This window comes from Mesorhizobium sp. M2A.F.Ca.ET.042.01.1.1, assembly GCF_003997405.1.
Lineage (GTDB): Bacteria > Pseudomonadota > Alphaproteobacteria > Rhizobiales > Rhizobiaceae > Mesorhizobium.
Map to the genome: position 1 here is coordinate 1 of NZ_RZRX01000010.1, position 14,721 is coordinate 14,721.

The 14,721-nt window shown below is 64.8% G+C and carries 11 protein-coding genes; 10 read left to right on the forward strand and 1 reads right to left on the reverse strand.

Annotated features, from left to right (window positions below; translation table 11 throughout):
- From EOA23_RS03030 to EOA23_RS03070, 9 genes are all read left to right on the forward strand, one after another.
- Positions 1-539 (forward strand): GXGXG domain-containing protein (locus EOA23_RS03030; protein WP_127302843.1); only part of this gene is annotated, 539 nt, incomplete at its 5' end.
- A gap of 8 nt (positions 540-547) precedes the next feature.
- Entirely contained in the window at positions 548-1,876 is a 1,329-nt protein-coding gene (locus EOA23_RS03035) for an FMN-binding glutamate synthase family protein (RefSeq protein WP_126062334.1), read from the forward strand.
- Between the two features lie 35 nt (positions 1,877-1,911).
- Positions 1,912-3,219 (forward strand): type III glutamate--ammonia ligase, encoded by a 1,308-nt coding sequence (glnT, locus tag EOA23_RS03040; protein WP_126062335.1) that lies wholly within the window; start codon positions 1,912-1,914, stop codon positions 3,217-3,219.
- A 95-nt stretch (positions 3,220-3,314) separates the two neighbouring features.
- Entirely contained in the window at positions 3,315-4,568 is a 1,254-nt protein-coding gene (locus EOA23_RS03045; RefSeq protein ID WP_127302844.1) for a sarcosine oxidase subunit beta family protein, read from the forward strand.
- Between the two features lie 72 nt (positions 4,569-4,640).
- On the forward strand, positions 4,641-4,916 hold the full coding sequence (locus tag EOA23_RS03050) for a sarcosine oxidase subunit delta (protein ID WP_127302845.1): 276 nt from the start codon (positions 4,641-4,643) through the stop codon (positions 4,914-4,916).
- Positions 4,916-7,897: a sarcosine oxidase subunit alpha gene (locus EOA23_RS03055; RefSeq protein WP_127302846.1), complete on the forward strand. Its 2,982-nt coding sequence runs from the start codon at positions 4,916-4,918 to the stop codon at positions 7,895-7,897. Before EOA23_RS03050 ends, EOA23_RS03055 begins: the two co-directional genes overlap by 1 nt.
- Positions 7,890-8,513 carry a sarcosine oxidase subunit gamma family protein gene (locus EOA23_RS03060; protein WP_127302847.1) on the forward strand — a complete coding sequence of 208 codons (624 nt, stop codon included), beginning with the start codon at positions 7,890-7,892 and terminating at the stop codon, positions 8,511-8,513. The genes EOA23_RS03055 and EOA23_RS03060 overlap by 8 nt, the downstream gene beginning before the upstream one ends.
- Before the next feature lie 259 nt (positions 8,514-8,772).
- Complete coding sequence (locus EOA23_RS03065) at positions 8,773-11,142, forward strand: aminomethyltransferase family protein (RefSeq protein ID WP_127302848.1); 2,370 nt, start codon at positions 8,773-8,775, stop codon at positions 11,140-11,142.
- A gap of 252 nt (positions 11,143-11,394) precedes the next feature.
- Positions 11,395-13,104: an APC family permease gene (locus EOA23_RS03070; protein WP_127302849.1), complete on the forward strand. Its 1,710-nt coding sequence runs from the start codon at positions 11,395-11,397 to the stop codon at positions 13,102-13,104.
- A gap of 72 nt (positions 13,105-13,176) precedes the next feature.
- Here EOA23_RS03070 and EOA23_RS03075 read toward each other — a convergent pair whose 3' ends face one another.
- Positions 13,177-14,526 carry an LLM class flavin-dependent oxidoreductase gene (locus EOA23_RS03075; RefSeq protein WP_127302850.1) on the reverse strand — a complete coding sequence of 450 codons (1,350 nt, stop codon included), beginning with the start codon at positions 14,524-14,526 and terminating at the stop codon, positions 13,177-13,179.
- Between the two features lie 16 nt (positions 14,527-14,542).
- Here EOA23_RS03075 and EOA23_RS35540 point away from each other — a divergent pair, with 16 nt between their 5' ends.
- The gene (locus EOA23_RS35540; protein ID WP_189341483.1) at positions 14,543-14,689 is read left to right on the forward strand and encodes a hypothetical protein; all 147 of its coding nucleotides are present in this window, start codon (positions 14,543-14,545) and stop codon (positions 14,687-14,689) included.
- Positions 14,690-14,721: the final 32 nt, after the last annotated feature.

Consider the following 14,721-nt stretch of genomic DNA (forward strand, 5'->3'; position numbering starts at 1 on the left):
GCATCGATGTGCGCGGCAGCGTCGGCTATTACTGCGCCGGCATGAATGACGGCGCCGCGATCACCGTGCATGGCTCGGCCGGCCCCGGCGTCGGCGAGAACATGATGTCGGGCTCGATCGTCATCAAGGGCGACGCCAGCCAGTATGCCGGCGCCACCGGCCGCGGCGGCCTGCTGGTCATCGAGGGCAACGCCTCGTCGCGCTGCGGCATCTCGATGAAGGGCATCGACATCGTCGTGCACGGCAATATCGGCCACATGTCGGCCTTCATGGCGCAGTCCGGCAACCTGGTGGTGCTAGGCGATGCCGGCGACGCGCTGGGCGATTCCATCTACGAGGCGCGGCTCTTCGTGCGCGGCAAGGTCGAAAGCCTCGGCGCCGACTGCATCGCCAAGGAGATGCGACCCGAGCACATCGAATTGCTGCAGGGCCTGCTCGACAAGGCCGGCGTCACCGGCGTCAAGGCCTCGGAGTTCAAGCGCTACGGCTCGGCCCGCAAACTCTACAATTTCAACATCGATAACGCGGACGCGTATTGAGGACAGAAATGGCCTATCACAATCCTCCCACGACGCCGCGCAAATCCGCGACCTTCGACGACTACACGCTTTCCGAAATCCGCCGCGCGGCCGCCACCGGCATCTATGACATCCGTGGCGCCGGCGCCAAGCGCAAGCTGCCGCATTTCGACGATCTGTTGTTCCTCGGCGCCTCGATCTCGCGCTATCCGCTGGAAGGCTACCGCGAACGCTGCGACACCTCGGTGGTGCTCGGCTCGCGCCATGCCAAGAAGCCGATCGAGCTCAAGATCCCGATCACCATCGCCGGCATGAGTTTTGGCTCGCTTTCCGGTCCCGCCAAGGAAGCCCTTGGCCGCGGCGCGACGATCGCTGGGACATCGACCACCACAGGCGACGGCGGCATGACCGAGGAAGAACGCGGCCACTCGAAGACGCTGGTCTATCAGTACCTGCCGTCGCGCTACGGCATGAACCCGCGCGACCTGCGCCGCGCCGACGCCATCGAAGTGGTCGTCGGCCAGGGGGCCAAGCCTGGCGGCGGCGGCATGCTGCTTGGCCAGAAGATTTCCGACCGCGTCGCCGAGATGCGCACGCTGCCCAAGGGCATCGACCAGCGCTCGGCCTCGCGCCATCCCGACTGGACCGGGCCGGACGATCTCGAGATCAAGATCCTCGAGCTGCGCGAGATCACCGACTGGGAAAAGCCGATCTATGTCAAAGTCGGCGGTGCCCGCCCCTACTACGACACCGCGCTCGCGGTGAAGGCCGGCGCCGACGTCGTCGTGATCGACGGCATGCAGGGCGGCACGGCCGCAACCCAGGAAGTGTTCATCGAGAATGTCGGCCAGCCGACGCTCGCCTGCATCAGGCCGGCCGTGCAAGCGCTGCAGGACCTCGGCATGCACCGCAAGGTGCAGCTCATCATCTCCGGTGGCATCCGCAATGGCGCCGATGTCGCCAAGGCGCTGGCGCTCGGCGTCGATGCGGTGTCGATCGGCACGGCGGCGCTCGTCGCGCTCGGCGACAACGATCCGCGCTGGGAGGCGGAATACAATGCGCTGGGCACCACGGCCGGCGCCTATGACGACTGGCACGAGGGCCGCGACCCGGCCGGCATCACCACGCAGGACCCCGAACTGATGAAGCGGGTCGATCCGATCGCGGCCGGACGACGCCTGGCGAATTACCTCAAGGTGATGACGCTGGAGGCGCAGACGATTGCTCGCGCCTGCGGCAAGAACAGCCTGCACAATCTGGAGCCCGAGGATCTCGTCGCGCTTACCATCGAATCCGCCGCCATGGCCGGGGTGCCTTTGGCCGGCACCAACTGGATACCGGGAAAGAACGGCTTCTAGTATAACTTCCAAGACTACATAAGCGAGGAACTATAATGGGGAACGATCTCGCCGCATTCGCCAAGGAGAACGGCGTCAAATATTTCATGATCTCCTACACCGACCTGTTCAGCGGGCAGCGTGCCAAGCTGGTGCCGGCGCAGGCGATCGCCGACATGCAGAAGGACGGCGCCGGCTTTGCCGGTTTCGCGACCTGGCTCGACCTGACGCCGGCGCATCCGGACATGCTGGCGGTGCCGGACCCGGATTCGGTCATCCAATTGCCGTGGAAGAAAGACGTCGCCTGGGTGGCGGCCACCTGCGTGATGGATGACAAGCTCGTCGACCAGGCGCCGCGCAACACGCTGAAGCGGGTGATCGACGAAGCCGCCCGCGACGGCATGCATGTCAAGACCGGCGTCGAGGCCGAGTTCTTCCTGATCTCGCCGGACGGCAAGGCGATCTCCGACGAATACGACACAGCCTCGAAGCCCTGCTACGACCAGCAGGCGGTGATGCGCCGCTATGATGTGATCGCAGAGATCTGCGACCATATGCTGGCGCTGGGCTGGGGCCCGTACCAGAACGACCATGAGGACGCCAACGGCCAGTTCGAGATGAACTGGACCTTCGACCACGCGCTGGCGACGGCCGACAAGCACTCCTTCTTCAAGTTCATGGTCAAGTCGATCGCGGAAAAGCATGGCCTACGCGCGACGTTCATGCCCAAGCCCTTCCAAGGCCTGACCGGCAATGGCTGCCATGCGCATATCTCGGTGTGGGACGAGGCCGGCAAGACCAACGTCTTCGCCGACAATTCGGAAGAGCTCGGCCTCTCCGCCAAGGGCAGGAACTTCCTCGGCGGCATCATGAAGCATGCCTCGGCGCTTGCCGCGATCACCAATCCGACGGTCAACTCCTACAAGCGTATCAACGCGCCGCGCACCATTTCGGGCGCGACCTGGGCGCCGAACACGGTGACCTGGACCGGCAACAACCGCACCCACATGGTGCGCGTGCCTGGGCCTGGACGCTTCGAGCTGCGCCTGCCCGACGGCGCCGCCAACCCTTATCTCTTGCAGGCCGTGATCATCGCCGCCGGCCTCGACGGCATCCGCTCCAAGGCCGACCCCGGCAAGCGCTACGATATCGACATGTACCAGTTCGGCCATACCGTCACGGATGCGCCGAAGCTGCCGCTCAACCTGCTTGACGCGCTGCGCGAGTTCGACAACGACAAATCACTCAAGGCGGCGCTGGGTGAGGAATTTTCGTCGGCATATCTAAAGCTGAAGCAGCAGGAATGGAATTCCTATGCTTCGCACTTCACGCAGTGGGAGCGCGACCACACGCTGGATATCTAGAGCATCGGACCGAAAAGTGCGAAGCGGTTTTCGGGTAAATCCGATGCATCAAGAAAGGGTCCAGCGTTGCGGGTGAGCGGCCTCGGAATGACGCAATGAAATATTCGATCTTCTCGCTCGCCCGCGCCGCCCTCTCCGGCCACAAGAACTGGAAGCCGACCTGGCGCGATGCGGCGCCAAAGGATCGCTACGACGTGGTGATCATCGGCGGTGGCGGGCACGGACTTGCCACCGCCTGGTTCTTGGCCAGCGAGTTCGGCATCCGCAACGTCGCCGTGCTGGAGAAGGGCTGGATCGGCTCCGGCAATGCCGGCCGCAACACCACCATCATCCGCTCCAATTACGGCCTCCCCGGCAACACCGGATTCTACGAGCTTTCGATGAAGCTGTGGGAGCGGATGGAGCAGGACCTCAACTACAACGCCATGGTCAGCCAGCGCGGCGTGCTCAACCTCTACCATTCCGACGCGCAGCGCGACGCCTTCGCCCGGCGCGGCAACACCATGCGCATCAACGGCATCGACGCCGAGCTGCTCGACCAGGCGGCGCTGCGCAAAATGCTGCCATTCCTGAATTTCGAGAATGCGCGCTTTCCAATCCAGGGCGGGCTGCTGCAGCGGCGCGGCGGTACGGCGCGGCATGACGCGGTGGTCTGGGGCTATGCGCATGCGGCGAGCGCGCTCGGCGTCGACATCATCCAGAATTGCGAGGTCACCGGCTTCACGCGGGATACCAACGGCAAGGTGACGGGCGTCGAGACCTCGCGCGGCAAGATCGGCGCCGGCAAGGTCGGCATGGCGGTGGCGGGTTCTTCCTCGCGCGTGGCGGCGATGGCCGGCCTGCGCCTGCCGATCGAAAGCCATGTGCTGCAGGCGTTTGTCTCCGAAGCGATCAAACCGCTCTTGCCCAATGTCATGACCTTCGGCGCCGGACATTTCTATGTCAGCCAGTCGGACAAAGGCGGGCTGGTGTTCGGCGGCGACATCGACGGCTACAATTCCTATGCCCAGCGCGGCAATCTGCCGGTGATCGAGGATGTCTGCGAAGGCGGCATGGCGCTGATCCCGATGATCGGCCGCGTGCGGCTCTTGCGCCAATGGGGCGGCATCATGGACATGTCGATGGACGGCTCGCCGATCATCGACAAGAGCCCGGTCGACGGCCTCTATATCAATGCCGGCTGGTGCTATGGCGGCTTCAAGGCGACGCCCGGCTCAGGCTTCGTCTTCGCTCATCTTCTGGCGCGTGACGAGTCGCACAAGGAGGCCGCCCGCTTCCGGCTCGACCGCTTCCAGCGCGGCGCCATGATCGACGAGAAGGGCCAGGGCGCCCAACCGAACCTGCATTAGAGATTGAGCATGATGTTATCCAAAAACCGCTTCACACTTTTTGGCATCATGCACTGAGGCCGCCAGAAGACCATGCGTATCACCTGTCCTTTCTGCGGCGAACGCGAGCTCGGCGAGTTCACCTATCTCGGTGACGCCAAGCCACAACGCCCCGCGGCCGAAGCCGACGCGGACGCCGTCTACGACTACGTCTATCTGCGCGACAACATCGCCGGCGTGATGAGCGAGCACTGGTACCACGGCGGCGGTTGCCGGGCGTGGCTGAAGGTCACTCGCAACACGCTGACGCATGAGATTTCGGCGGTCGAGGCGGCTGCAGGCGCCGGCGCCGCCAAGGTTGGTGCGTGATGGCCGGCGATCAGGCAAACCGTCTCACATCCGGCGGCCTCATCGATCGCTCGACCGCGCTCAGCTTCCGCTTCGACGGCAAGACTTTTTTGGGCTTCAAGGGCGACACGCTGGCTTCGGCGCTGGTCGCCAATGGCGTCAAGCTGGTCGGCCGCTCGTTCAAGTACCATCGCCCGCGCGGCATCCTGACCGCAGGTTCGGAAGAGCCCAACGCGCTGGTCGAATTGCGCAGCGGCGCCAGGCGCGAGCCGAACACCAAGGCGACCACGGCCGAGCTCTATGAAGGCCTCGAAGCCGCCAGCCAGAATCGCTGGCCGTCGCTCAATTTCGACCTCATGTCTGTCAACCAGTTGTTCGCGCCGATCTTCGTCGCCGGCTTCTACTACAAGACTTTCATGTGGCCGGCAAAATTCTGGGAAGCGATCTATGAGCCGGCGATCCGCCGCGCCGCCGGCCTCGGTCGCGCGGCGGGCGTTTCCGATCCCGACCACTATGACAAGGCCTGGGCGCATTGTGACGTGGTGATCGCGGGTTCCGGGCCGGCTGGTCTGGCGGCTGCCCTTGCCGCCGGCCGTAGCGGCGCGCGCGTCATCCTGTGCGAGGAGGATTTCGTCCTTGGTGGGCGGCTGCTTGCCGATGGCGGCACGATCGACGGATTGCCCGCCGCCGAATGGATCGCGCGGGCGGTCGCTGAACTTGAGGCGATGCCGGATGTGCGCATCATGACGCGCACGACTTTGTTCGGCGTCTATGACGGCGGCACCTATGGCGCGATCGAGCGCGTCAACGACCATCTGCCGGTGCCGCCGGAACATCAGGTGCGGCAGCGGCTGTGGCGGATTGTGGCCGAGCGCTGCGTGGTTGCCGCCGGCGCGATCGAACGTCCCATCGTCTTTGCAGGCAACGATACGCCGGGCGTGATGATGGCGTCGGCCATGCGCAGCTACATCAACCGCTACGCCGCCACGCCGGCGAGGCGCATTGCGCTCTTCACCAACAATGAGGATGGCTGGCGCACGGCCGAAACGGCGATCGCCGCCGGACTGCAGGTGGCGGCGGTGATCGATGCGCGGCCGGATGTTTCGCCGGCGCATCGCTCGCTGGCCAGCAAGGGCGGCTTTCCGGTGCTGCACGGCTCGGTCTCCGCTGTCGATGGCGGCAAGACCGGCGTGCGCAAGATTTCCGTCTCACTGACCGGCGGCGCGCGCGCCGAGGTCGAGGCCGACGGGCTCGCCGTCTCGGGCGGCTGGAACCCGGCGGTCGGCCTCACCTCCTATCATCGCGGCCGGCCGAAATGGCGCGACGACATCGCCGCCTTCGTGCCGGACGGCGCGCCGCCCGGCATGGTCGCCGCGGGCGCCGCCAACGGCGCCTTCGGTCTCGGCGCCTGCCTGCGCGAAGGATTCGAAGCCGGCGCTGCCGCCGCACGCGATGCCGGACGCAGCGGCAATATCGGCCCGATGCCGGTCGCCGACGACGAGGCCTTTTCGATCACCCCGCTCTGGCATGTCGCCGGCAAGGGCAAGGCCTTCGTCGACCAGCAGCATGACGTCACGGCTTCGGATGTCGAGCTGGCGCAGCGCGAAGGTTTTCAATCGGTCGAGCATCTGAAACGCTACACCACGCTCGGCATGGCGACCGACCAGGGCAAGACCTCGAATGTCGCAGGCCTCGCCATCATGGCGGCGGTCAGCGGCAAATCCATTCCCGAGACCGGCACGACGATCTACCGGCCGCCTTATGTGCCGGTCGCCATCGGCGCGTTCGCCGGCCATCACCGCGACGAGAATTTCCATGCGACGCGGCTGACGCCGTCGCATCACTGGGCGGCCGAACAAGGCGCGATCTTCGTCGACACCGGGCTTTGGAAACGCGCCCAATGGTACCCCCGCGCGGGCGAGAAGGACTGGCTGGAATCGGTGACGCGCGAGGTCAAGGCGGTGCGCTCGGGCGTCGGCTTCTGCGACGTCTCGACACTCGGCAAGATCGACGTGCACGGCCCGGACGCCGGGGCCTTCCTCGACCGTGTCTACATCAATGCCTTCTCCAGCCTCGCCGTCGGCAAGGCGCGCTACGGGCTGATGCTGCGCGAGGACGGCATCGTCTATGACGACGGCACGACCTCGCGTCTGGCCGAGGACCATTATTTCCTCACCACCACGACGGCGAAAGCCGGGCTGGTGATGCAGCATCTGGAATTCTGCCGCCAGGTGCTGTTCCCCGAACTCGACGTGCAACTCACGTCGGTCTCCGATCAGTGGGCGCAGTTCTCCATCGCCGGACCGAAGACGCGTGATCTCTTGAAGGAGGTCGTCGATCCGGCCGAGGACCTGTCGAACGAAGGTTTCCCGTTCATGGGCGCGCGCGAGGTCAAGCTGCGCGGCGGCCTGAAAGCGCGGCTGTTCCGCATTTCCTTCTCCGGCGAGATGGCGTTCGAGATTTCGGTGCCGGCACGTTATGGCGAAGCGATGGCGCGCAATTTGATGATTGCGGGCGAGCCATTCGGCGTGACGCCTTACGGCACCGAAGCGCTCGGTGTGATGCGCATCGAAAAAGGCCATGTCGCCGGACCCGAGCTCAACGGCACCACCACGGCGGGCGATCTCGGCCTCGGCAAGATGATGTCGACCAAGAAGGACTTTGTCGGCCGCGTCATGGCCGGCCGCGAGGCATTGGTCGCGCCCAACCGGCAGGTTGTCGTCGGCATCAAGCCGACCGACAAGGCTCGCCGCCTGCGCTCAGGCGCGCACATCATTCCGAAAGGCGAGACCCCCGGCCCCGAGAACGACCAGGGCTATGTCACCTCGGTCTGCTTCTCGCCGGTGCTCGACCAGTGGATCGGGCTCGGCCTCGTCGAGCGCGGCCGCGAGCGGATCGGCGAGATCGTGCGCGCGCATGATCCGCTGCGCTCAGAGGACTACGATGTCGAGCTCTGCAATTCCGTCTTCTACGATCCGGATGGAGGGCGCCAGCGTGGCTGAGTTTTCCTGGGACGTCCGCAGCCCGCTCGAGCGAGCACTGGTCGCCGGCCCTTACGGCGCGCAGCGCAACGCCGGCGTGGCGCTGACCGAGATCCGCAATTTCGATCTCGTGCAGGTGATGGCGCGGCGCGGCAAGGCCGGCGAAATGATAGCGGCTGCGAAGGCGCGCTTCGGCGTTGCCGCGCCGGAGACGCCCAAGGCGATCGGCACGTCGGACGTGTCGCTGATCTGGTCGGGACCGGACCAGTTCCTTTTGCTGTCCAAGGGCGGCAAGCATTCGATTGAGGCGCTTGCACCCGTCTTTGCCGGTTCGGCATCGCTGTCCGACCAGTCGCATGCCCGGGCGTTGATCAGCGTCTCCGGAGATAAGGCGCGGGCAATGCTCGCCAAGCTGTCGTCAATCGACCTGCATCCCAGTGTACTTGGCGTAGGTGCGGCGGCCGCGACCTCGATGGATCACACGAGTGTCACGCTGTGGCGCGGTGGTGATCGCAATGGCCAGGCTGTTTTCAATCTCCTGGTGTTTGCCACTTTTGCCGAGAGCCTGTGGCACACCATCCTGGACTCGGCCGCCGAGTATGGCGTCACGATCGGCTATTCAGAAGACTTGGCGTAGCGACGCGCGCCCTCTCCTTCTCCCCTTGTGGGAGAAGGTGTCGCCGAAGGCGACGGATGAGGGGGGCTTCAGGGAACTCCAGCGTCTCACTCCGCTGGAACACCCCTCATCCGTCTCGGCGCTATCGCACCGATCCACCTTCTCCCACAAGGGGAGAAGGGAAGTCCCGCCTTGCCAAAAGCCCTCACCCTGCTATTCTCTCAGCGAAAATAATTTTACACACAGGCAAACTAGTTTCTCGCTCGGAGGAGGGTTTCAGATGAGCCAGTCGCCCTACCCTGCCGTCCTGTCCGGGCCGCCGCGTCCGAGCTTGATCCTGAGGTCTGGCGAGATCCGCCTGCCGCCGGGCCTGGAGCGCTACACAGTGCAGGGTAATGGCGCGGTGCTCATCGACGTCGAGGCGGGCGACAGCGTCAGTGTGACCAATGTCGAGGGCGGGCAGCCTTGCGAATTGCTGGCCTGGGATAAAACGGGGATCACCGATCCCGGCATTTTCGGTGAGAGGTCGAACAGCAATGCGGCCGGCATCAAGGCGCTCCTTGCCGAAGGGGACGACAGTCTCTCGGCGGTTCGCCTCAGCCTCGAGCGCCGCAAGGTGGAACTCGACCAACCGAAAGCCGTGCGCGTGTTCGGCGGCGCCACGCCGGCCGGCACCGAGCAGAGTTTTACCGTGCAGCGCGACGGCGCGCTGCTGATCGCGGCGCCCGGCGGGCCTATGCTGGTCGATGGCCACAACACGGCGACGCCGCTGACCGTCCTGGTGCGCCGCGCCACGATCCGGCTGAAGACAAGAGGGCAGCTTGCCGATCCGCTCGCCGATCCGGTGCTCGATCTCAGGGTTCATTCGGCGACCGCCGAATCCTATTTCGTCAGGGCCGGCGACTATCTGCAGATCATCGACGTCGACGGCCGGCAGTGCACCGATTTCCAGTGCTTTTCGGCGCGCAAACTGGACAAGGGGCACGACCTGCCGCTCGATGTGACGACGACGCGCACGCTGATGGGCTCGGCCTATCCGATGCCCGGCCTGCATTCGAAATATTACGACCAGGACATGGAGCCGCTGGTCGAGGTGGTGCAGGACACATGCGGCCGGCACGATGCCTTCGCGCTCGCCTGCGCCGCCAAATATTACGACGACATCGGCTATCCCGGCCACACCAACTGCTCGGAGAACTTCAACAAGGCGCTTGCCGACAAGGGTGTCACGCCCCGCGCCGGCTGGATGGCGATCAACTTCTTCTTCAACACGGCGATCGACGCGCATGGCGTGATGGTGTCGGACGAGCCGTGGTCGCGGCCGGGCGACTATGTTTTGCTGCGCGCGCTGACCGACATCGTCTGCGTGTCCTCGGCCTGCCCGGACGACCCCACGCCCGCCAATGGCTGGGACCTCACCGACATCCATGTGCGGACCTATTCCGGCCAGCACAAATTCTCGCGAGCGATCGCCAGACGCATGAAGCCCGACTCGGAACCCAAAATGACCCGCGAGACAGCCTTTCATTCGAGCTTTGCCAAGCACACGCGCGACTTCGTCGAATACAGGGGCTATTGGCTGGCCAATTCCTTCGCCAAGGAAGGGCCTATCGCCGAATACTGGGCCTGCCGGCAGGATGCGGTGATCATGGACCTGTCGCCGCTGCGCAAGTTCGAGGTGACCGGACCGGACGCCGAGGCGCTGCTGCAATACACGCTGACCCGCGACGTCAGGAAGCTTGGCGTCGGCCAGGTCGTCTATACGGCGATGTGCTACGAGCATGGCGGCATGATCGACGACGGCACGCTGCTCAGGCTCGGCAAGGACAATTTCCGCTGGGTCGGCGGCGACGATCTTTCCGGCGAATGGCTGCGCGAGACGGCCACGAAGCTCGGCCTCAACGTGCTGGTGCGCTCCTCCACCGACCAGATGCACAACATCGCCGTGCAGGGGCCGAAGAGCCGCGACATCTTGAAGGAAGTCGTCTGGACCTCGCCGGTCCAGCCCTCGATCGGCGAGCTCGAATGGTTCCGCTTCGCGGTCGCGCGCATCGGCGGCGGCAATGGCGTGCCGATCGTCGTCTCGCGCACCGGCTATACCGGCGAGCTCGGCTATGAGATCTGGTGCCATCCGCGCGACGCCGAAAAGGTGTTCGACGCAGTCTGGGAAGCCGGCCAGCCGCACGGGCTGAAACCGATGGGCCTGCAGGCGCTGGACATGGTGCGCATCGAGGCCGGTCTGATCTTCGCCGGCTACGAATTCTCCGATCAGACCGATCCGTTCGAGGCCGGCATCGGTTTCACCGTGCCGCTGAAGACCAAGGCCGACGACTTCATCGGCCGCGACGCGCTGATCCGGCGCAAGGAGCATCCGCAGACGAAGCTTGTCGGCCTCGACGTCGACGCCAACATCCCGGTCGGCCATGGCGACTGCGTCCATATCGGCCGCGCCCAAATCGGCGTCGTCACTTCCGGCATGCGCTCGCCGGTGCTCGGCAAGACCATCGCGCTGGCAAGGCTCGACGTCACCCATGCCGACATCGGCACCGAGGTCGAGATCGGCAAGCTCGACGGCCATGCCAAGCGGCTGCCGGCACGCGTCGTGGCTTTTGCCCATTACGATCCGCAGAAGACCAAGCCGCGATCCTGATACGCCTCCAAAGGCCAGATCCGACCCTCGCCGGCCGCCGCCGACGGCGGTCGGATCAATGTTTCGCAAGCGTGATGTGCATGACATCCACAAAACGCTTGACGCGAAAGCGCGCTGGATCAATCTTCACTCTAAAGAAAAAAATACGACTGAGTGGAAACACGACGGTCGGGCCATAGTGGCCGGGGAGCAAGCTTCGCAACAGCCGAAGCGTCGCCGGCGGGGAACAGAAAAAAGGGGAAGACACAAGATATGAGCACGATAAGCACGGCCCTGGAGCAGCCTGCCGAAAGCAAGCTGCTCAGGCATATCGACTGGCGTGGCGCCTTCTGGGTGGCGAGCGGCGTTCCGGCGCTGGTCCTGTTCTCGATCGGCGGCATTGCCGGCACGACCGGAACCCTGGCCTTCCTGATCTGGACGGTGTCCATGATCATGGGTTTCCTGCAATCCTTCACCTATGCGGAGATTGCCGGCCTGTTCCCGAACAAGTCGGGCGGCGCCTCGATCTACGGCGCTACCGCCTGGCTGCGCTATTCGAAATTCATCGCGCCGCTGTCGGTGTGGTGCAACTGGTTCGCCTGGTCGCCGGTGCTGTCGCTCGGCTGCTCCATCGCCGCCGCCTACATCCTCAACGCGCTGGCGCCGATCCCGGTCTTCTCCGAGACCTCGCCGGAGGTCGTCGCCTACATCGCCGCGCATGCCGGGACGGCTCCCGCCGACGCCATCGCCGCGGTGACGGCCGCGGCGACACCGGCGATCCGCAACTGGACGCTGTGGGGACATACGCTCGGCCCGGTCTCCTTCACGCTCAACGCAACCTTCTTCATCGGCGCGGTGCTGATGCTGGTCATTTTCGCCATCCAGCATCGCGGCATCCTCGGCACGGCCAATGTGCAGAAATATATCGGTCTGCTGGTCATCATCCCGATGCTGATCGTCGGCGTGGTGCCGATCATCACCGGCCAGATCGACTACGCCAACTTCTCGCCGCTGGTGCCGCTGGCGGCGGCCTATGCGCCCGACCCCGGTTCGTGGAACATCGCCGGCTGGACCTTGGTGCTGGGCGGCATGTTCATTGCCGCATGGTCGACCTACGGCTTCGAGACCGCGGTCTGCTACACGTCGGAGTTCAAGAACCCCGGCACCGACACGTTCAAGGCGATCTTCTATTCCGGCCTGCTTTGCATGCTGTTGTTCATCCTGGTGCCCTTCACCTTCCAGGGCGTGCTGGGCCTGAACGGCATGCTTGCGACGCCGATCGTCGACGGCTCGGGCGTCGCCGACGCGCTGGCCGGCATGGTCGGCGGCGGCAAGATCATCCACAGCCTGCTGGTCATGCTGATGATCCTGGCGCTGGTGCTCTGCATCATGACGGCGATGGCCGGCTCCTCGCGCACGCTCTACCAGGGCTCGGTCGACGGCTGGCTGCCGCGCTATCTCAGCCATGTCAACGAGCACGGCGCGCCGACGCGGGCGATGTGGACCGACCTGATCTTCAACCTGATCGTGCTGGCCATCGCATCGGCCGACGCGACGAGCTTCTTCTTCATCCTCGCCGTGTCGAACTGCGGCTACATCATCTTCAACTTCCTCAACCTCAATGCCGGCTGGATCCACCGCATCGACAACGGCCACATCACGCGGCCGTGGCGGGCGCCGACCTGGCTGCTCGGCATCGGCGCCATCTTCGCCTATGTCAACGCCATCTTCATGGGCGCCGGCGCCAAGGTGTGGAACCCGATGGCGCTGTGGGCCGGCCTGATCACGGCTGCCTTGATCATCCCGGTGTTCTGCTTCCGCCATTACATCCAGGATGGCGGCAAATTCCCCGATCATATGATGGCCGACCTCGGCATGGCGGGGGCAGACCTCTCGGTCAAGAAGGCGGGCATGCTGCCCTATCTGACGCTCGCCGCCGGCGTGATCGTGATGCTCATCGCCAACTGGGTGTTCGTCATCTGACGTGGCAACCCGAAGGAAACGGGCACGCTTCGGCGCGCCCGTTTGCTTTTGGCGAGTTTGTCGAAGCTGAGATCAGCCAGCCTTGCGGACGGCCGTTTCTTCGAAGAACCGGTTCGGCGGCCGCTTCAGGCCGAGATTCTCGCGCAGCGTCGATCCTTCATATTCGCGCCTGAAGATCCCGCGCCGCTGCAGCTCGGGCACCACCTTCTCGGTGAAGTCGTCGAGCCCCGCGGGCAGGTAAGGAAACATGACATTGAAGCCGTCGGAACCGTCGGTGAGCAGCCATTCCTCCATCTCGTCGGCGATGGTTTTCGGGGTACCAACGAAAGCCAGTCCGGAATAGCCGCCGAGCCGCTGCGCTAGCTGGCGAACGGTGAGATTTTCCTTGCGCGCCAATTCAATGACGCGTTCGCGGCTGCTCTTCGAGGCATTGGTTTCCGGAATGTCCGGCAATGGTCCGTCCGGATCGAAACCGGACGCGTCGTGGCCGATCGCGATCGACAGCGAGGCGATGCCGCTCTCGTAATAGACGAGGCTATCCAGCTTCGCGCGCTTGGCCCGCGCCTCCTCGACACTGTCGCCGACGATGACGAAGGCGCCGGGCAGGATCTTGATGTCGTCGCGCGCGCGGCCGAGCTTTTCCGCTCGGCTCTTCACGTCGGCAAGGAAGCGCTGGCCGGATGCCAGGTCGGGCGGCGCAGCGAAGATCACCTCCGCCGTCTCGGCGGCCAGCTGGCGTCCGACGTCAGACGCGCCGGCCTGGACGATGACCGGCCAGCCCTGCACCGGCCTGGCGATGTTGAGCGGCCCTCGCACAGACAGGTGCTCGCCCTTGTGGTCGAGCACATGCAGTTTCGATGGATCGAAGTAGAGGCCGCTCTCCGCGTCGCGGATGAAGGCGTCGTCGGCAAAACTGTCCCACAACCCGGTGACGACATCGTAGAACTCGCGCGCCCGGTGGTAGCGCTCGTCATGCTCGACATGCTCGTCGAGGCCGAAATTCAGCGCCGCGTCGGGATTGGACGTGGTGACGATGTTCCAGCCGGCGCGTCCGCCGCTGATATGGTCGAGCGAGGCGAAGCGCCGCGCAATGTGATAGGGCGCGTCGAAAGTCGTCGATGCGGTGGCGACCAGGCCGATGTGGTCGGTGACGGCGGCAAGCGCCGACAGCAGCGTGAACGGCTCGAAGGATGTCACCGTGTGGCTGCGCCGCAGCGCCTCGATCGGCATGTTGAGAACGGCCAGATGATCGGCCATGAAGAAGGCGTCGAACTTCGCCGCCTCGAGCGTCTGCGCGAATCGCTTGAGATGCGCGAAGTTGAAGTTGGCGTCGGGATAGGCGCCCGGATAGCGCCAGGCGCCGGTGTGAAGACTGACAGGCCGCATGAAGGCGCCGAGCCGCAATTGCCGTTTTTCTGACATGGGGAATGATCCAGCGATGACGAGCGTTGCCGAACGCAGGATCGGCCCGCATCGCGCCGCTGAAAAGGAATTCTGTTTTGCCGAAGCCCTGCCGCGGAGTATTTTCGCCCAGCTGGCCCTTGATGCGGATCATCCGCCACCGGCTTTCGCCGATGGCGGATGATGCCTTTGTTTTACGCAATTCCGGACGGAAAA